Raw genomic sequence first — 17,751 nt, 5'->3', positions numbered from 1 at the left:
TCACCTCCCCCATCACCGTAGCTTCAGCGTAGCGAGGCCGAATAACACCAGCATCACGGTTATGATCCAAAAGCGGACAATCACGCGAGGCTCCGGCCAGCCCTTGAGTTCGTAGTGGTGGTGAATCGGCGCCATTCTGAAGAGTCGGCGACCCGTTAACTTAAAGGACGCCACCTGCAGAATCACCGACACAGTCTCCAACACGAAGATGCCGCCCATAATGAAAAATACAATTTCGTGACGAGTGATCACCGCAACGGTACCCAAAGCGGCCCCGAGCGCCAGCGCGCCCACATCGCCCATGAACACCTGCGCAGGGTAGGTGTTGAACCACAAGAAACCCAAGCCTGCACCCGCGATACTGCCGCAAAAAACCGACAGCTCTCCGCTGCCCGCCACGTAAGGAATTTGCAAATAGTTCGCGAAGTTAACGTTACCCGTGAGATAAGCGATGAGGCCCAGTGCGGTTCCCACAAGCACCGTGGGCAAAATAGCGAGCCCATCAAGACCATCCGTCAGGTTGACGGCGTTGCTAGCGCCAACAATCACGAAGTAGGTCAGCACGACAAAAAACGCACCCATGCCAATGGCCACATCTTTGAAAAACGGAATGTATAACTGTGTGGTCACCGGGCTGTCGGCCGTTAGGTAAAGAAACATCGCTGCAGCCAGGCCCGCCACGGACTGCCATAAATACTTCCAGCGCGCCGGCAGTCCTCTGGGGTCGCGTTCAACCACTTTGCGATAGTCGTCCACCCATCCAACCGCGCCAAAGGCCGCCGTCACCAATAGCGCGACCCACACGTAGGCATTGGATAGATCTGCCCAAAGCAAGGTGCTGATAGCAATCGCAACAAGAATCAATGCACCACCCATGGTGGGCGTACCCGACTTACCAAGGTGTGTCTGGGGACCATCTGTGCGCACGGCCTGCCCCACCTGATGGTAATTAAGGCGACGAATCATCACCGGACCCACAAGCAGAGAAATCAGCAGTGCTGTTCCCGCCGCCAAAATCCCCCGCAGTGTCAGGTATTGAAATACGCGGAAACCCGACTCGAACTGCGCAAAGTACTCTGCCAAGAGCATCAGCATGGAGCCACCTCCTGAGCAATCTCGCGAAGCGCCGACAACACTGACTCCATCGCCGCACCCCTGGAGCCCTTCACGAGGATCGTGTCACTGTGCTCCAGCAAGCCACCCAAGTGCGAACTCAAGGTCTCCCGCGATGAAACCCATTGCGCTCCTGATCCAAAGGCCTCCACCGCCGGTCGCAGAGCTTCACCGACGCCGACGAAGCGAGTAACTCCCTCAGCACGCGCGAGCGCTCCCATTTCTGCATGACGCTGAGGACTTTCGTCACCGAGCTCCAGCATTTCGCCCAGAATGAGCAGACTGTCGCCAGCGGTAGCGGCCAGCAGACTGATTGCCGCGCGCACAGAGCCGGGGTTCGCGTTGTAGCTGTCGTCTATCAGGATCTTTCCGTTAGCCAGCTGCTCACTGCGCAAGCGACCGACCTCCGCCTGCGCCTGCTCAAGACCAGTAACAATTTGATCCAGACTCAGTCCTGCTGCTGTTGCTAGCGCGGCTGCGGCCAATGCGTTAGCCACATTGTGACTGCCTGGCAAAGGAAAATTAAGCTCTTGATTTTCCCCCTTAATGTGAAGGGTGAAAGCGCTGCCCTGCAGCCCGTAGCCGCGCAACCCCGACACGCTAATATCGGCGCTGCTGTCTTCGAGCGAATACCTCAAGAGCTCAGCACCCGCATGAGCAATTCGGGCACGCCACAGTGGCGCCCAGGGTTGATCAGAATTCAGGACGGCCATTCCGTCGCCACCAAGACCATCGTAGATCTCTGCCTTGATATCCGCCACATCCGCCACGCTGCCAAAGCCTTCGAGATGCGCTTCCATAGCATTCAAAACCGTAGTGATGGTCGGTCGCGCCAGAGCACAAAGATGCGCAATATCTCCACGTCGCGTAGCACCCATTTCTACAATCGCGAAGCGCGTCTCGTCGTTGAGTCGCGTGAGCGTCAGGGGCACGCCGATTTCATTGTTGTAATTGCCCGAGGTTGCCACGGTAGATCCTGCTTCACTGAAGATGCTCCGACACAGGTTCTTAACCGTGGTCTTGCCGCAGCTACCGGTGATCGCCACGACCACGCTCGTAGAAAAATCGCGGCTGGCGCGACCAATCTCCGAGAGCGCCTCCAGGCAATTTGATACCAGCAAGCAGGGAACCGATGTTTGCACAGGCCGCTCTACGAGAGCGGCAATAGCACCTCGGGCAATAGCGGCATCGACAAAATCGTGGCCGTCGACGCGCTCTCCGGGCAAGGCAACAAACAGGTCACCGGGGCCAACTTCCCGGGAGTCTATAGCGACCCCCGAGAACTGTAGCGCTGCCCCCGTATAAGCCACACCTAATCGCTCGGCGATTACTGAGAGTGTCAGCGCGGACATCATGCCGCGAACCTCGCCAGTGCCTGCTGAGCAACCTCAACATCACTAAAAGGCAGGCGCTCATCGCCAATAATTTGATAGTCCTCGTGACCCTTACCGGCAATCAGTACACAGTCTTTAGGCCCTGCGGACTCTATCGCCACTCGAATCGCCTCCGCACGATCAGGGCAGACGCGGTACTCACCGCTCATGGACGATTCTATGTCAGCAATTATCGCGACCGGATCCTCGCTTCGAGGGTTATCGCTCGTTATCACAGCTCGGTCGGCCGTAGCTGATACAGCCTCTGCCATTAAGACCCGCTTACCTTTGTCCCGGTCCCCACCACAACCGAACACGGCCACGAGGCTTCCCTTACATTGCTCACGCAGAGCAACCAGCGCTTGTCGCAATGCATCAGGAGTATGTGCGTAATCGACAACTACCAGCGGTGCGCCGGCAACCCGCAAAGGCTCCATTCTTCCAGGCACAGCTTGCAGACCCTCTACGGCCGCCATCACTGCATTGAATGGCAGGCCGGCTTGCAGGGCCGCGGTCAATGCCGCTAACAAGTTCACTGCATTAAACTTCCCAAGGAGTGGACACTTGATAGTCGCATCACCCCAGGGGCTTTCGAAGCGAAAACCAAGCCCGCTACTGCTCAGCTGCAGATTACTCAGGCGTACGTCAGCAGAAGCATCCTCAATGCCATACCGCAGCACAGAGACTCCGGATGAAATGCTCTGCACGACGGTTCGACTAAAGGGGTCATCCGCATTAACAATCGCGGCCTGCAACGAATCGAAGGCAAACAAGCTGGCCTTTGCTTCACCGTAAGAGCGCATATCACCGTGATAGTCCAGATGATCACGGCTCAGATTCGTGAAGATCGCTGAATCAATATCGAGAGTATTCAAGCGACCCTGATCCAGCGCATGAGAGGAGACCTCCATGCTGACAAATGGCACCGCCTGTCCCGCCCAACCCGCCAGAATTTCCTGTACTGCGATAGAATCCGGCGTAGTGTGCACACTAGTATGAACACGCCCATCCAAAGAAGAGCCCAGAGTTCCGATCACACCACAGTCGTAGCCAGCGCTGCGCACAAGTTGTGCAAACAACTGACTCACTGTGGTCTTACCGTTGGTGCCCGTGACCGCCGTAACATGCATCTCGCGACTGGGTTCACGAAAGTACCGCCCAGCAATTTCACAAAGTCGATGCCGTAAGTTCGGAATCACAATAGTCGGAAGCGGAAGCGGCGGCTGCATAGCGAGAAGCTCGTCCTCTACCAACGCCGCTGCTGCGCCGAACGAAGCAGCTTGGTGAAGGAATCCCCGACCATCGTGCGCATGCCCGCGTAAAGCGATAAAAAGATCGCCTTCTTCTATCTGCCGACTGTCTAAACGCAGCGCCCCGACATCAAGTGCCGGAACACCCTCGACAATACCCTCCAGGAGAACCGGTAAGGAGCAAGACAGCTTTGTAACACCCGGAGTCATGCGCCACCTCCAGCTACGGTTGCGGCGAGCATCTCGGAGGGTGTTTCCAGGGTCGGCGCGACACCCATCAAGCGCAGGGTTTCGGCAGCCACACGGGCAAACACCGGTGCTGCCGCGGCACCGCCTCCGTAGTTGTCACCCTTAGGCCGATCTAGCACCACCACGGTTACAAACCGCGGGTCTTCAATAGGAGCCATGCCCACAAACAGCGCTACGTACTGATCATCCAAGTAACCACCCGCGCCCACCTTATGCACAGTACCGGTCTTACCACCCACCTCATAACCCGGCACGCGCGCCTTGCGAGCGGTGCCTTGATCGCCTGTCACTGCGTGGAGCACCTCGCGGACATCGGCTGCCATCTGCGCATCCACAACGCGCTCACTGCGCAAATCTGCGGCCTCTCTATGCAGAAGAGATAGCTCCAGAAGCATCCCGCCATTAGCAAACACCGCATAGGCCCGGGCTAGCTGCAATGGTGTCGCCGTTAGGCCGTAACCAAAGGCCAGAGTCACCTCCTCGATGGGGCGCCAACGCGGGCGCTGAGGAAGTAGCCCCGAGCTCTCACCCGGAAAGCCGGTGGCCGTCGACTGACCAAAGCCAAAACGATTGAACACGTCCCAAATAGGTTCATGACCAATATCCAGCGCGATTTTGGTGATACCAACCTGACTTGATTTCTCCACCACCTGGGACAGACTGATTTCACCGTAGTTGCGTGGATCAGGAAGCACTTTACGTCCGACACGAATGCGCCCAGGACTTGTATCGATCATGGTCGTTGTTTCGTAGCGCCCTGACTCCAATGCAGCGACCAAGGTGAATGGCTTCATCGTTGAGCCTGGCTCAAACACGTCGGTTACGGCGCGATTGCGCGTCTGACTCATGGTCACGGTGGTGCGATTATTGGGGTTGAAGTCGGGATAACTCGCGCTAGCCAATACCTCGCCGGTACGGCTATCAATGGTGACAATCACGCCCGCCTCGGCACCGGTAACGGTGACCGCACGACTGAGCTCACGATGGAGCAGGTACTGCAGGCGTAAATCTATGGACAGCTGGAGATTTCGACCGGGGCGAACAGCTTCAACAACACCGATATCTCGAACCGCGTCACCATGGAGATCCTTGATGTAACGCTTCTTACCCGGATGTCCGCGCAGCCACTCGTCGTAGGCCAGCTCCAGTCCGGCTACGCCTCCACCGTCGACGTTGGTCATGCCAACCAGCTGCGCAGCGACCTCTCCCGCAGGATAAAACCGACGATACTCGCGCTCGGCTCGCACACCACGAATATTTAGTGCTAACACATCCCGAGCACGATCAGGCACCAGGTGCCGGCTCAGATACATAAATTGGCGACCGGAATACCGAGCCAAACGCTCTTCAAGCTCCAAGACACTTACATCAAGCGCATCGGCAAGCTCCGGTAGACGCTCGCTACCGGTCAGTACTTGAGGGTTCGCCCAGAGCGATATCACCGGCGTACTCACCGCGAGGGGCTCACCCCTGCGATCGGTTATGAGGCCACGATAAGCTGGCAATTCGGCCGTGCGCAGCATGCGCATGTCGCCTTGCTTCTTCAGAAACTCGACGCCGCGCCCCATATCCAGAACCTGCAGCGACAGTACCCGCCCCACCAGCGCGAGGAACATCATCACCAAAAGCGCAATCACGACGTGACCTCGCCAGTGCTGCACCTTGGTTTTTGCAGCCTTAGTCACTTTGCCACCAAACGGGTTTGATCGTGCCCCGGCGCAACAAGACCCAAGGCACTCCCCGCCTCGCTTTCAATGCGAAAGTGCGATGCCAAAGTACTCTGCTCAAGAAGGAGCCGGCTGTACTCCTCCTCCAGATACCAGCGCCGAGCCTCTAGATCCTGGAGCTGCGCGTAAAAGCTGCGACTGACATGCGTACTACCAATGATGGAAAAGGCGCTAAGCAAAACCAGAACCAGGGCAACGCCCGCCCAAAGCGAATTCAGTGCCAAGCCACTCATGCGAGCTTCTCCGCACAGCGCATGATGGCGCTACGAGATCGCGGGTTTCCCGCTACCTCTTCTTCACTGGCACGCTGCGCCTTACCCAACAGACGCATTTGTGCACCGGACTCCACATTGCGTATCGGCAAATTGCGCGGGAGCTGAGGCCCGCGGCTCATATCGCGCAGATGACGCTTAACCAGACGGTCTTCCAAAGAGTGAAAGCTGATAACCACCAGACGACCACCGACAGTAAGTACTGACAGGGCCACTGAAAGCAGCTCCGCGAGATCATCGAGTTCGCGATTGACGCGAATCCGAATCGCCTGAAAAGTTCGGGTAGCCGGATGCTTGTGCTTTTCCCAGCGTGGATGCGCGTCACGCACGATAGTCGCCAATTGCGCGGTGGTCGTTAGCGGCGCTTCTGATCGCGACCTCACAATTGCCCCAGCTATACGACGGGCAAATCGCTCTTCGCCGTATTCTCGAAGCACATCGATGATTTCCTGCTCCGAAGCGCTGGCGATCCAGTCTGCAGCTGACTCGCCTCGACTGCGATCCATGCGCATGTCCAAAGGGCCGTCCTGCTGAAAACTGAAGCCACGCTCAGCCTGATCAAGCTGTGGGCTGGAAACCCCAAGGTCCAGCAAGATCCCGTCTACGGAACCCAGGCCCTGGGCTTCGAGCAGTGCCGGCAATGCAGCAAAGGAGCCACGCACGAAACTAAAACGACTATCCTGGGCTGCAAGCTCAATGGCATCGCGCTCCGCCTCTTCGTCTTTGTCGCAGGCAAAAAGATGGCCATGCGTATCTAGCCTGCCAAGAATCTCGCGGCTGTGCCCACCACGCCCAAAGGTGCCATCGACATAAAGGCCGGCGGGGCTGCTTACCAGCGCGTCAACCGCTTCGTGCAACAATACCGTTTCATGGGGGGCTGCCATCTAAAGCGGCAGATTCATCAGCTCGTCGGGCCATGGCTCATCCGCCCCGACGTCTTCTAGCGCCTTGTCACGCTCGATAATCCAGAGACTTTCGCTCCAGAGCTCCATTTTATTGCCTTGACCCACAAGCACGAGTTTTTTGTCGAGCTGGGCATAGTCGCGAAGAGACGGTGGCAACAGCATGCGGCCATTGCTATCAAGCTGAACGTCCGTAGCGTATCCCAGCATCAGGCGCTGAAATCGTTTTACGGCAGGGTTGAGAGAGGGTAGCTTTTGGAGGTCGTGCTCAATTCTCTCCCATGCTGGGAGCGGATATATCGACAAACAGGGGGTCTGGGTATCAATAGTCACAACAATTTCGCCAGCACACTGCTCAAGCAGAGGCTCACGCTGACGCGCAGGGATCGCCAAGCGACCCTTTGCATCCATATTGATGTGCTGCACACCACGGAACACTAGTTATTAACCCCTTCGCTCTGATGATTTCCACAAATCACCAGAAATTCCCACTTCTCTCCACTTGGTGACACTATAGGTGCGCCTCGAAGCTCAAGTCAAGCTGGAAACAACAAAAAAGCCTGTTATTTCAGGGGTTTGGGCGTCAAACAAGGTAGGTTTTGAGACGTTTTCAGTCTCGCTCAGACTAGGTAAAAAATCACAAAAACAGGGCTCTAAAGCACTAAGCTAAGTATTTACTTTAACTTAAAGTTCTTTTGCTTATTTTGCCGGGCTGCTTTAGGCGAATTCCGTCTAAAGAAAGAGTCTACGGCGACCGATAGTCGTAACTTGAGTGGCTCCAAGGCGGCTAAAGAGTGGCAAGAGAGTGGCAAGAGAGTGGCAAGCGTGATGATGCACCGCCGTTGCGGCCTCAAACATCCCGATCAGAGACGCCTGGCATCATACAAACTAGCGCCCGGAGCAGCACTCACCAAACAAGTATTGCTAAACACGAACGAAAAGCCTCCACGTGAGTACTGCAGTAACACTGCAGTACTCACGAAGTGCTATTGAAATTAGAGGAGTCGGCCGATAAGCCGGGTTCTGTCGAGAACGATCATTCATCTGGGACAAGCGTCACCGCTCGCCTCTAGCGACCTACCCGAATCCACTGCGGGCCGCAGCTAACGGATTCCTATTTGGTCTTGCTCCAGGTGGGGTTTACCATCGCCACGCCTGTTACCAGCCGCGCGGTGCGCTCTTACCGCACCCTTTCACCCTTACCGAACAGTTAAGCTCGGCGGTTTCCTTTCTGCTGCACTTTCCGTGGGCTCGCGCCCCCCAGGCGTTACCTGGCACCCTGCCCTATGGAGCCCGGACTTTCCTCCGTACCGCGCATCAAAGATGCGCGATCCAGCGATCGTCTGGCCAACTCCGCGGTCAGATTAGCGACCCATTAGTGAGCGCGCAAGCGCTAAAAAGCGCCGATTCAAAAATTACGCCTGACGATGCTCCAGCAAATAGTCATACAACTGCCGGCTACGCACCCCGGAGTAGGCTGACAAGAGCTTTGCGGCCTGCCGGGCAGGCATATGCTCCGCCATACCCCGCAGTAATTCTCCCAGCGCAGGATCGATACTCGCGCCGGGCTCAGCGCGAGCGGGCGACAAGAGCAACACAATTTCGCCGCGGCTTTGATTTGCATCTTCCCGGACCCAGTCACAGAGCTCCGAAAGCGATGCCCTACGAATGGTTTCAAAGCTTTTGGATAGCTCGCGAGCCAAGGCTGCCTCACGATTGGCACCCATCACCGTTTGCATATCTTCGAGCGTCGCCAGAATACGGTGAGGTGCTTCATAGAAAATTAGTGTGGCTTCAGCACCGGCCAGTAACTCCAGGCGCCGCCGCCTTGCTTCACCCCGGTTAGGGAGAAAACCCTCAAAAGCGAAACGGTCACTAGGCAAGCCGGCCGCGGACAAGGCCACGATAGCTGCGCAGGGCCCCGGTATAGGGACCACCTTCAAGCCCGCATCCTGCATAACCCGAACCAATCGATATCCCGGGTCCGAAATGGTGGGAGTTCCGGCGTCTGATACCAATGCCACAGACTCGCCCCGGGCGACCCGGGCGACAAGCTGCTCAGCTACATGGGGAGCACTGTGCTCGTGGTAGGCGATCATGCGTGCCTTGATACCCTCCATACTCAGAAGCTGCCCGGTACGTCGAGTATCCTCGGCGGCGACGCAGCTTACACCGGAGAGTACCTCCAGCGCGCGCCGAGAAAGATCACCGAGATTACCAATGGGTGTAGCGACAATGTATAACGCCGGTTCCAAGTGTGACAGGCTTCCTTATAATGTGATTGCCTGCACGGTAAATACCGTGCTCCAAGAATCGAGGATAGCATGCTGAGGTCGCCCTACTGCTGGCGTACAAGTCTGATTTGCGCACTATGTGCCGGGTTGCTGGTCGCCTGCGGATCAACGCCCGGAGGCCTTCCGAGTCGAGCAGGATTTCCTGGAGAGTCCAACGCCCCGGACATCACGCCGTCAGCAGCAGAAGACAATACCGCAGCGTCTGACACCTCGGTCAACACCTTGGATCTCGCGCTGTTTGCAGCGACACGCGCCGCACTTGAAGACGGCGACTGGCTCGCCGCCAATCTAGCACTTCCACACATGGACACCATCAACAATCATCCTATCGAGAGCGCTGACACTGCACTGGCCGTATCACCTGCTGCCAATCTAGATGCATCCACTACGACTTCACTGTGGCTAGGCTATTACACAGCGCGCATTGCACTACTACGAGGCGACATACAAGGCTATGAAACCGCACTTATCGAGCTGAAGTCCCAGCGCTTGCCGGACGATCTTCGTCGGGAGCTGCTCGTTCACGAACTCAACATCGCTAACCGCAACAACGACAGCAATGCTCAGTTGCAGCTGAGTCTGCACTTACTGTCATTGAGCGCAGCGGACGCCGACTCAAACCGTCCATTCAGTGAATCCGTGTGGAGTGCAGCCCAGCGATCAAGTCATGAGACAGCCGGCACAGCACGGACATCGACGAATTCGAACGAGCAGGGCTGGCTAGATCTAGCTATCGCAAACGCTCTTGATAACGCCCTGAGTAGCGCCGCTGCGCTATCCGCCTGGGAAGTACAATACCCGCAGCACCTCGCCAAACCCCATGCCACTGCGCTGCGTCAGGCCGCCCTCATCGACGCCCAGACCACGAAACTCACCCTTATCCTTCCCCTGTCAGGGCCCCTGGAAAAGGCTGGAGAGGCTGTGAGCCGCGGATTTATCGCTGCATTCTTTGCCGACCAAGAAGCCAATGTCAGTATCGATGTCCTGGATAGCCGGCGCTTTGAGCGGATCGGCGATGCCTATGCAGAGGCACAGGCGAAGGGTGCAAACGTTATCGTAGGACCACTTGGAAAGAGACAGGTAGCGGAGCTCCTTGCCCAGCCGGACTTAGCCGTTCCCGTATTGGCTCTCAATCGACCCGAGGTTAACGAGGGTAACAATCCTAGCGTGCTGTTATTTTCGCTTGCCCCCGAGGACGAAGCTCGCCAACTGGCAGGAGATGCTTACGCAGGGGGAGCCCGCCGTGCTCTCGTGATCCGTCCCGAAGGTGAATGGGGTGAGCGTATGGAAGCCGCCCTCGCAGAACACTGGCGCCAACTGGGTGGGCATATACCTACTGCCGCAATCTATGGAAAACCCGACACCCACTCCACTGCCATCCGCGATGCATTGGGACTCGGGGACAGCGCTCAGCGCAGCGCAGCCTTACGCGGCCTCTTCTCCGAGCGAGTCGAAACAGTCGGCCGACGCCGCGAAGACTTGGACGTTGTGTTCCTTCTTAGCAAGACTGGCGATGAAGCTCGCGCGCTCAAACCACTTATTAACTACCATTACGCAGGTGAGTTACCTGTCTACGCCCTATCTACTGCCGATAGCGGAAGCAGCAACAGCAGCCTTAATCGCGATTTAGGAGGCTTGCGCTTATTGGCGATGCCATGGCGCATGAATGAGGCCACGCTGCCGGGTGGAGACTCAAAAAGCAGTTCAGCCGCATTGCACGCTCTAGGCGCTGATGCATACGCTTTATCACGACGCTGGTGGCGTATGCGCAGCGCTGCCGCTCCAAGCTACTTTGGACTCACCGCAGAACTCCAGGCGTCTCCCGGTGGCACACTTGGACGTCGGTTGAACACGGCTGAATTTGACCGAGGCGCACTACGCCCACGCTAACCTAGACTCTCCCCTATACGCGTCCACTCACGTGGGAGCACATACAGCCGATTTAGGCGGGGGCACAAGCTGTGTTGGATGGTGATGAGTTTGAAGCGCGCAGTGCAGCACTGTTAGAGACCTATGGCCTGAGAATCCTGGCAAGACAATATCGCTGTAAAGCCGGCGAAATAGACCTGATCGCCTTCGATGATCATCGACTGCTGTTTGTCGAGGTCCGCGCACGACGTCATCGCAGCCATGGCGGCGCAGCAGCCTCGGTGAACAGAGCAAAGCAGTGTAGAATTAGCCGGTGCGCAGCTTATTTCCTCAATCAACATCCGCGATGGCGCCATCTGCCCTGTCGTTTCGATGTCATCGCCTGGGAACCACGCCACGCTGCGCGGGGCTTGGAGGCTCGCTGGATTCAGGCCGCGTTTATCACCTGACTTCCCTGTTGTGGCTTACGCCAGACTTGTCACGTTTCCGAGCATTTTCACCACAATGACAGACCAAAGTTACGAGCGCATTGCCGCCAGCTTCCATCGACGCATCGACGCAATCGCCAGCGCTGTAGACCACATGGCCCCAGGTCTGGAAGCAGCGACAGCCCTGCTCACTCAAGCTGTGCTTGAGGACCGCAAAGTCTTGGTCTGCGGCTGCGGGGAAGACGCTACGCTGGCGACGCATCTGGCCGCCACCCTCAGAACACCGAAGGAACCGGGCCCCGCTCTTCCGGCTTTCGCTTTCCATAGCGATGTCCAGGACGGCGGCGCTCAACTGTGGCGAGATCTTCGCACCCTCTCTCGGGATGGTGATGTTTTGTTGTGTATAGATAGCGGCCCGGGAGCCGCGCTTGCACATCGCTGCGTGGATTTTGCCGAAACACGAAACCTAGTGGTGATCGCGATGTCTGAAAAGTTAAGCATCAACGGTATCGCCTGTATTGAACTGCAGGCCAAAGACCCGGATTTGCGCAGTGAACTCATCCTGATGGCTAGCCACTGCCTGCAGGAAGAAATTAAACAAACCTTGCTAGGAGAATAAACTGATCATGTCGCGCCGCATATCTTCAGCGACCACCTTGAGAATCTTGATCCTTGTTAGCCTCGCCCTATTGCAGGGCTGTGGATCTATCTTGGCAACCTTTGAGTCCAGCGCTATAGAGGACGACCCGGGTGAGCGCACCTTTTCTCAGCGTATCGCCGACGAATCCATAGAAACGAAAGCCGTGGTAAACCTCCACGCTGCGGACGATCGCTTTGATCAGGCGCATCTCGTCATCCAGAGCTACAACGGTTACGTTCTCATTGCTGGACAGGTGCCGGACGAAGCGCTCCGCCAAAAGGCGAATGACGTGGTGCGCAAAATTCGGGATGTCCGACGAATCTATAACGAGTTGGAAGTTGCCGCTGCAAGCTCCGCCATGACCCGGGCGTCAGATAGCTGGATCGCCAACAAGGTAAAAACGTTCCTGCTTACAGGGAGTGATACACCGGGGCTGCGCATCAAGGTCGTTGCCGAAGATGGCGTGGTGTTCCTGTTGGGAATGGTCACGCGTGAAGAAGGCGATCGCGTCGCAGAAGAAGCCGCCGATACCTCCGGTGTTCAGCGTGTTGTGCGCCTATTTGAGTATATTGACTGAGCGCGAATTGCCGATAGCAGACACGCAATCGGCCCGTGCGAAGGAATGCCTACAAAATCCTTCGATACAGTCTATTTAACGACAGTGAGACTTGGCTTTCCGGCACGACGAAAAGGCGTGGGCGCATTGCCACCCTCGGGAGCTGGATCGATATCGTCGCCCTCTGGCTCGAAGGCCATGCCCTGACCATTCTCCCTGGCATAAATGCCAAGAATCGCTGCCATAGGCATAAAGACATCTGTCGGTTTGCCGCCAAAGCGGCCATTAAAGCTCACACAGTCGTCAGCGAGCTGTAACTCGATCACAGCAGAGGGAGAAAGATTGAGAACAATCTGACCATCTTTGACGTACGCCTCAGGCACATCTACACCCGGCGCGGCCGCGTCTACTATTACGTGTGGCGTGCAGTCATTGTCGACGATCCACTCATAGAGAGCACGCAGCAGATAAGGTCGACTTGAGTTCACTGATAAAGCCTGCGCCTAGAGGCGCATCTCGCGTTCCTGCTCGGTCAAGCTCTGCTGGAAGGACTCCCGCTTGAACAGTTGGTCCATATAGGTAAACAAAGGCTTGGACTGCTTGCTAGGCCGAATATCGATGCCCAGTTTTGGCAAACGCCAAAGGATCGGAGCAATACAGCAATCAACCAGCGTGAACTCATCGTTCATGAAGAACGGCTTCTCGGCAAAAATCGGGGCAATTGCCAAAACACCCTCTCGCAACTCCTTGACCGACCGCTTTACAACGTTGTCACTGCGAGAATTCTGGATTGAGTCAATCAAGGTGCTCCAGTCGTGCTCGATGCGATGCATGAATAAACGGCTCTCAGCGCGCGCCACCGGATACACGGGAAGTAGCGGAGGATGCGGAAAGCGCTCATCCAAATACTCCATCATCACGCGAGTTTCGTAGAGAGACAGCTCGCGATCCACCAGTGTTGGCAAAGAATTGTAGGGGTTGTGCTCTGACATCTCGCGCGGTGGATGCGCAGGATCCACATCGATGATGTCGGCGGTGACGCCCTTTTCAGCCAGTACAATTCGTACGCGATGACTGAAGTGTGAAGTCGGATCAGAATAAAAAATCATGGGGGTCAATACGCCTTTATGATGCTTTTAACGTGCGTTTTAAGAAGTTAGCAAAACAAACAAATGGCGGGGCAGAGTTTTTACTCTGCGCACCACCGCTCCTTCGTGTTCTGGCCGCTGTTAGCTCGCGGTCAGTGTACGTCTTTCCAGTACTCGCGGTTAAGTAGCGACGCAAATACAAAGAAAACCGCAATAAATAGCAGTGAATAAATGCCCATGCGCTGGCGCTCCGCCTTCATAGGCTCGGCCACATAACCCAGAAAGTTAACAAGGTCATAAATTGTCTCGTCAAATTCTTCCACGGACATCCGGCCTTCTTCAAGCACTTCCAGAGTACCGCAAGGATCGCTGTGATCCGCCATCTCGGTCCCCGACAGAGGCTCCATCTTACCGTGCGATGAGGGCGCACAGGTCATCAATCCCTGCAGCTCCAATAACGCGTGGGGCATACCCACATTCGGAAACACGCGATTGTTTACGCCGTAAGGCCGGGTGGGGTCTTCATAGAACGTTCGAAGATAAGTGTAAAGCCAATTGGGATTCCGTGCCCGGGCAACGAGCGTCAGATCCGGCGGCGCGGCACCAAACCACACTTTTGCGCGGTCGATATCCATGGCGTTTTCCATAAGCGAACCCACCTGCACATCCGGGTCGGCGATGATATTTCCCAGCATCAAGTCGTTGGGAATACCCAGGTCGGTCGCCACTCGGTTGTAGCGAGAGTACTGAAGGGAATGACACCCCATACAGTAGTTCATAAACACCTTTGCACCACTCTGGAGGGAGCTTTTGTTCTCGATATCCAGCTCAACCCGGTCACAGGGCATTGTGCCGCAATCGAAAGCGGATTCCGCACCCACGACTTTGAGGGGGATAACGGTCAACGCCAGAATCAAGATCAAGCCTGCAAGCGACCCAAAGATCCCAATACCACCATCCATGGTTACCCGCTCAGGTACCGGCTTGGCTTTATCCATCCTCGACCAGATAGGCATAAACAGGAAGAAACCAAAATAGAAGATCGAACAGATCTGCGCCAGGAACGTTCGCTCCGGCGTCACACCCCTAACACCAAGGACACCCAAAATCAGGAAGGAGGCAACAAATAGCACCAGCATGACTTTGTTCAGGTTGCCACGGTATCGCCAGGACTTGATTGGCGACCGATCAAGCCATGGCAGCATAAAGGGAATCGCTACGCTCGCCGCGAAGGCAATGAATCCCCAAAACTTATCGGGAACCGCGCGTAACACCGAATAGAAGGGCGTGAAGTACCAAACCGGTGCGATGTGGTCCGGGGTCTTCAGTGAGTTCGCCTCTTCGAAGTTGGCATACTCCAGGAAGAACCCACCCATCTCTGGCATAAAGAACATGATCGCGCAAAAAACAAACAAGAACACCGCGATCGCTTGCACGTCGTGCACGCTGTAGTACGGGTGGAAACGAATGCCATCCAGAGGAATACCATCCGGACCCTTGTTTTTCTTGATCTCAACGCCATCGGGATTATTTGAACCGACTTCGTGCAGCGCAAGAATGTGCAAGACAACTAGTGCCAAAAGCACGATCGGCAGGGCTACGACATGGAGTGCAAAGAAGCGGTTCAGGGTGACGCCTGAGATCAGGTAATCGCCGCGAATCCAGGTGACGATACCCTCTCCCACGACCGGAATTGCGCCAAACAGAGAGATAATCACCTGCGCGCCCCAGTAGGACATTTGACCCCAGGGCAAAACATAGCCCACAAAGGCTTCAGCCATCAGAAGCACGAAGATCAACATACCGAACACCCAGAGCAACTCTCGGGGTTTCTTGTATGAACCGTAAATCATAGCCCGGAACATGTGCATATAGATCACGATAAAGAACGCTGATGCGCCGGTTGAGTGCATGTAACGAAGGAGCCAACCGTAATCCACATCGCGCATGATGTACTCGACCGAGGCAAATGCTTCTTCTGCGCTGGGCGTGTAGTTCATCGTCAACCAAATGCCTGTGAGCAATTGATTGACCAGTATCAGCAGCGCGAACACACCGAAGCAGTACCAGAAATTGAAGTTTTTGGGTGCGTAATACTCACCCATGTGCGTATTCCACGCGCGCGTAATAGGCAGACGCTCGTCAACCCAATCGCGTAATCCGATCAGCATGTTGGCCATCAGACTGCCTCCGCATCAACGCCAATAACAAGGACGCTTTGTGATTCAAATGAGTATGGGGGCACCACCAGGTTCGCAGAAGCGGGGACCCCTGAATAAACACGCCCGGCAAGATCAAACTTGGAGCCATGACAGGGGCAGAAGAAACCACCCACCCACGCATCGCCACCCAGATCAGCTGCGGCCACTTCCGGGCGGTACTTTGGAGCACAGCCAAGGTGAGTACATAAGCCTACAACCACCAACAATTCAGGCCGTATGCTGCGCTCTTTGTTGGAAATATAAGCAGGCTGCGTGGAGATAGCCGAATCAGGGTCTTTCAGCTCACCATCGACTTTAACAAGATTCGAGAGCATCTCTGCCGTACGGTGCACAACGTAGACGGGCTTACCGCGCCACTCTACGACCACCATTTGCCCGGGTTCCAGTTTACCAATATCGGCCTTAACTGGCGCGCCCGCCGCTTTCGCTTTAGCGGACGGATTCCAAGAACCAAGAAAGGGCACTGCAATTGCCACAGCACCCGCGGCACCTAACGCACTTGTGGCAACCGTCAGAAAACGGCGACGGTTGTTGTCGACCTTAGACTCAGTGTTTTCGCTGGTCGTTGTGACATTGGACATATCGATTGGTCTCCTGTTTACCTAAACCCTAACGATTTTTGTAAAAATACGCGGCCACGGCCAATAAACCTTCACCAAAAGCCGGACAGCAAAGTCGCGCAGGCAGCGATATTCCGGGCGCACGAATGGTAAAGTCTTTACGCGTTTCAAACAAGGAAAGCGGGCTATTTTTACGCCACAAACCCTTGATTTATCTCAAAACTTGGACAAATTCATAGCATAAAAAAAGCCCGGCCGGATATTCCGAGCGGGCCTTCCTGGCAGTGCGGCGTTGCCGCAGGCCGAATTAACGCTTGGAGAACTGTGGACGCTTGCGAGCTTTACGCAGGCCAACTTTCTTACGCTCAACCTGACGGGCATCACGCGTCACGAAACCTGCACCACGAAGTGTGCCGCGAAGAGCCTCATCGTATTCCATGAGTGCACGGGTAATTCCGTGACGAATCGCTCCGGCCTGACCAAAGCTTCCGCCACCCTCGACAGTGACTTTGATGTCAAACTTGCCAATCAGATCAACCAACTCAAGCGGTTGACGCACGATCATTCGAGCGACTTCCCGACCAAAGTACTGGTCCAAAGGACGTTGATTAACAGTGATATCGCCGCCGCCATTGCGCAGAAAAACTCGCGCTGTAGAGGTTTTGCGACGTCCGGTTCCGTAATACTGAGTTGCGCTCATTATTTCTCCTAGACCTGCAGCGGCTGAGGCTGCTGCGCGGCGTGCGGATGTGCTTCGCCGGCGTATACCTTGAGTTTACTAAACATTGCACGACCCAGCGGATTGCGGGGCAACATGCCTTTAACCGCACCTTGGAGAACACGCTCCGGTGCTTTGTCGATCAACTTTTCGAAAGACATGGACTTCAGGCCACCGGGATAGCCCGTGTGACGGTGATACATCTTATCAGTGCGCTTGGCACCGGTGACGTGCACCTTTTCCGCATTGATAACGACGATGTAGTCGCCGGTATCGATGTGCGGCGTGTACTCGGCCTTGTGCTTGCCACGCAGCCGAAGGGCGATTTCACTGGCCAAACGACCGAGTGTTTTGTCAGTTGCGTCAACGACATACCAGTCGTGACTGATTTCGCCGACTTTAGCACTGTAAGTTTTCATTGGATTCGCCTGAAAAGAGCTAAAAAAAGAGCGCGAATACTACTTAAACCCCACAGGTATGGCAAGCCAGA

The 17,751-nt window shown here is 55.7% G+C and carries 18 protein-coding genes and 1 other RNA gene; 4 read left to right on the top strand and 15 right to left on the bottom strand.

Features of this window, described 5'->3' with window-relative positions; genetic code table 11:
- Window positions 1-12: 12 nt before the first annotated feature.
- The 9 genes from mraY to rsmI all read right to left on the bottom strand — a co-directional run bounded on the left by mraY (window position 13) and on the right by rsmI (window position 9,141).
- Complete coding sequence (gene mraY / locus ACI9KD_RS00295; protein ID WP_414979137.1) at window positions 13-1,095, bottom strand: phospho-N-acetylmuramoyl-pentapeptide-transferase; 1,083 nt, start codon at window positions 1,093-1,095, stop codon at window positions 13-15.
- Window positions 1,089-2,468 carry a UDP-N-acetylmuramoyl-tripeptide--D-alanyl-D-alanine ligase gene (locus tag ACI9KD_RS00290; protein ID WP_414979136.1) on the bottom strand — a complete coding sequence of 460 codons (1,380 nt, stop codon included), beginning with the start codon at window positions 2,466-2,468 and terminating at the stop codon, window positions 1,089-1,091. Before ACI9KD_RS00290 ends, mraY begins: the two co-directional genes overlap by 7 nt.
- Window positions 2,465-3,946: a UDP-N-acetylmuramoyl-L-alanyl-D-glutamate--2,6-diaminopimelate ligase gene (locus ACI9KD_RS00285; RefSeq protein ID WP_414979135.1), complete on the bottom strand. Its 1,482-nt coding sequence runs from the start codon at window positions 3,944-3,946 to the stop codon at window positions 2,465-2,467. Before ACI9KD_RS00285 ends, ACI9KD_RS00290 begins: the two co-directional genes overlap by 4 nt.
- On the bottom strand, window positions 3,943-5,670 hold the full coding sequence (locus tag ACI9KD_RS00280; RefSeq protein WP_414979134.1) for a peptidoglycan D,D-transpeptidase FtsI family protein: 1,728 nt from the start codon (window positions 5,668-5,670) through the stop codon (window positions 3,943-3,945). Before ACI9KD_RS00280 ends, ACI9KD_RS00285 begins: the two co-directional genes overlap by 4 nt.
- Window positions 5,667-5,945, bottom strand: coding sequence for a cell division protein FtsL (gene ftsL / locus ACI9KD_RS00275; protein WP_414979133.1), 279 nt, complete (start codon window positions 5,943-5,945; stop codon window positions 5,667-5,669). The genes ACI9KD_RS00280 and ftsL overlap by 4 nt, the downstream gene beginning before the upstream one ends.
- Window positions 5,942-6,868, bottom strand: a complete 927-nt coding sequence (gene rsmH, locus ACI9KD_RS00270; protein WP_414979132.1) for a 16S rRNA (cytosine(1402)-N(4))-methyltransferase RsmH — start codon at window positions 6,866-6,868, stop codon at window positions 5,942-5,944. Before rsmH ends, ftsL begins: the two co-directional genes overlap by 4 nt.
- Entirely contained in the window at window positions 6,869-7,324 is a 456-nt protein-coding gene (mraZ, locus tag ACI9KD_RS00265; RefSeq protein WP_414979131.1) for a division/cell wall cluster transcriptional repressor MraZ, read from the bottom strand.
- A gap of 558 nt (window positions 7,325-7,882) precedes the next feature.
- An RNA gene (gene rnpB, locus ACI9KD_RS00260) (RNase P RNA component class A) lies at window positions 7,883-8,241 on the bottom strand.
- A 60-nt stretch (window positions 8,242-8,301) separates the two neighbouring features.
- Window positions 8,302-9,141, bottom strand: a complete 840-nt coding sequence (rsmI, locus tag ACI9KD_RS00255) for a 16S rRNA (cytidine(1402)-2'-O)-methyltransferase (RefSeq protein WP_414979130.1) — start codon at window positions 9,139-9,141, stop codon at window positions 8,302-8,304.
- A gap of 69 nt (window positions 9,142-9,210) precedes the next feature.
- On the opposite strand from rsmI, the gene ACI9KD_RS00250 reads away from it, so the two are divergent.
- The 4 genes from ACI9KD_RS00250 to ACI9KD_RS00235 all read left to right on the top strand — a co-directional run bounded on the left by ACI9KD_RS00250 (window position 9,211) and on the right by ACI9KD_RS00235 (window position 12,694).
- Entirely contained in the window at window positions 9,211-11,070 is a 1,860-nt protein-coding gene (locus ACI9KD_RS00250) for a penicillin-binding protein activator (RefSeq protein WP_414979129.1), read from the top strand.
- Window positions 11,071-11,141: 71 nt separating this feature from the next.
- A complete protein-coding gene (locus ACI9KD_RS00245) occupies window positions 11,142-11,498 on the top strand; it encodes a YraN family protein (protein ID WP_414979128.1) in 357 nt (118 codons plus the stop codon).
- A gap of 55 nt (window positions 11,499-11,553) precedes the next feature.
- The gene (locus ACI9KD_RS00240) at window positions 11,554-12,096 is read left to right on the top strand and encodes a phosphoheptose isomerase (RefSeq protein WP_414979127.1); all 543 of its coding nucleotides are present in this window, start codon (window positions 11,554-11,556) and stop codon (window positions 12,094-12,096) included.
- A 7-nt stretch (window positions 12,097-12,103) separates the two neighbouring features.
- On the top strand, window positions 12,104-12,694 hold the full coding sequence (locus tag ACI9KD_RS00235; protein ID WP_414979126.1) for a BON domain-containing protein: 591 nt from the start codon (window positions 12,104-12,106) through the stop codon (window positions 12,692-12,694).
- Between the two features lie 71 nt (window positions 12,695-12,765).
- Here ACI9KD_RS00235 and ACI9KD_RS00230 read toward each other — a convergent pair whose 3' ends face one another.
- The 6 genes from ACI9KD_RS00230 to rplM form a co-directional block, all read right to left on the bottom strand.
- Window positions 12,766-13,161, bottom strand: a complete 396-nt coding sequence (locus tag ACI9KD_RS00230) for a ClpXP protease specificity-enhancing factor (protein WP_414979125.1) — start codon at window positions 13,159-13,161, stop codon at window positions 12,766-12,768.
- 15 nt (window positions 13,162-13,176) lie between these two features.
- Window positions 13,177-13,782, bottom strand: coding sequence for a glutathione S-transferase N-terminal domain-containing protein (locus tag ACI9KD_RS00225; RefSeq protein WP_414979124.1), 606 nt, complete (start codon window positions 13,780-13,782; stop codon window positions 13,177-13,179).
- Between the two features lie 131 nt (window positions 13,783-13,913).
- Window positions 13,914-15,941, bottom strand: coding sequence for a ubiquinol-cytochrome c reductase (locus tag ACI9KD_RS00220; RefSeq protein WP_414979123.1), 2,028 nt, complete (start codon window positions 15,939-15,941; stop codon window positions 13,914-13,916).
- Complete coding sequence (gene petA, locus ACI9KD_RS00215; RefSeq protein WP_414979122.1) at window positions 15,941-16,564, bottom strand: ubiquinol-cytochrome c reductase iron-sulfur subunit; 624 nt, start codon at window positions 16,562-16,564, stop codon at window positions 15,941-15,943. The genes ACI9KD_RS00220 and petA overlap by 1 nt, the downstream gene beginning before the upstream one ends.
- 286 nt (window positions 16,565-16,850) lie before the next feature.
- A complete protein-coding gene (gene rpsI, locus ACI9KD_RS00210) occupies window positions 16,851-17,243 on the bottom strand; it encodes a 30S ribosomal protein S9 (protein ID WP_414979121.1) in 393 nt (130 codons plus the stop codon).
- Between the two features lie 8 nt (window positions 17,244-17,251).
- Window positions 17,252-17,680 carry a 50S ribosomal protein L13 gene (gene rplM, locus ACI9KD_RS00205; protein WP_414979120.1) on the bottom strand — a complete coding sequence of 143 codons (429 nt, stop codon included), beginning with the start codon at window positions 17,678-17,680 and terminating at the stop codon, window positions 17,252-17,254.
- Window positions 17,681-17,751: the final 71 nt, after the last annotated feature.

The organism is Congregibacter sp. (assembly GCF_047617445.1).
Classification (GTDB): Bacteria; Pseudomonadota; Gammaproteobacteria; order Pseudomonadales; family Halieaceae; genus Congregibacter.
The sequence above is the reverse complement of the archived record's forward strand: the minus strand, read 5'-3'. Positions and strand labels throughout refer to the sequence as shown.

Bases quoted from the DNA above. Each gene is read 5' to 3' on its own strand.
- mraY (WP_414979137.1), bottom strand. From the start codon at position 1,095: ATGCTGATGCTCTTGGCAGAGTACTTTGCGCAGTTCGAGTCGGGTTTC.
- ACI9KD_RS00290 (WP_414979136.1), bottom strand. From the start codon at position 2,468: ATGATGTCCGCGCTGACACTCTCAGTAATCGCCGAGCGATTAGGTGTG.
- ACI9KD_RS00285 (WP_414979135.1), bottom strand. From the start codon at position 3,946: ATGACTCCGGGTGTTACAAAGCTGTCTTGCTCCTTACCGGTTCTCCTG.
- ftsL (WP_414979133.1), bottom strand. From the start codon at position 5,945: ATGAGTGGCTTGGCACTGAATTCGCTTTGGGCGGGCGTTGCCCTGGTT.
- rsmH (WP_414979132.1), bottom strand. From the start codon at position 6,868: ATGGCAGCCCCCCATGAAACGGTATTGTTGCACGAAGCGGTTGACGCG.
- ACI9KD_RS00250 (WP_414979129.1), top strand. From the start codon at position 9,211: ATGCTGAGGTCGCCCTACTGCTGGCGTACAAGTCTGATTTGCGCACTA.
- ACI9KD_RS00240 (WP_414979127.1), top strand. From the start codon at position 11,554: ATGACAGACCAAAGTTACGAGCGCATTGCCGCCAGCTTCCATCGACGC.
- ACI9KD_RS00235 (WP_414979126.1), top strand. From the start codon at position 12,104: ATGTCGCGCCGCATATCTTCAGCGACCACCTTGAGAATCTTGATCCTT.
- ACI9KD_RS00225 (WP_414979124.1), bottom strand. From the start codon at position 13,782: ATGATTTTTTATTCTGATCCGACTTCACACTTCAGTCATCGCGTACGA.
- ACI9KD_RS00220 (WP_414979123.1), bottom strand. From the start codon at position 15,941: ATGGCCAACATGCTGATCGGATTACGCGATTGGGTTGACGAGCGTCTG.
- petA (WP_414979122.1), bottom strand. From the start codon at position 16,564: ATGTCCAATGTCACAACGACCAGCGAAAACACTGAGTCTAAGGTCGAC.
- rpsI (WP_414979121.1), bottom strand. From the start codon at position 17,243: ATGAGCGCAACTCAGTATTACGGAACCGGACGTCGCAAAACCTCTACA.
- rplM (WP_414979120.1), bottom strand. From the start codon at position 17,680: ATGAAAACTTACAGTGCTAAAGTCGGCGAAATCAGTCACGACTGGTAT.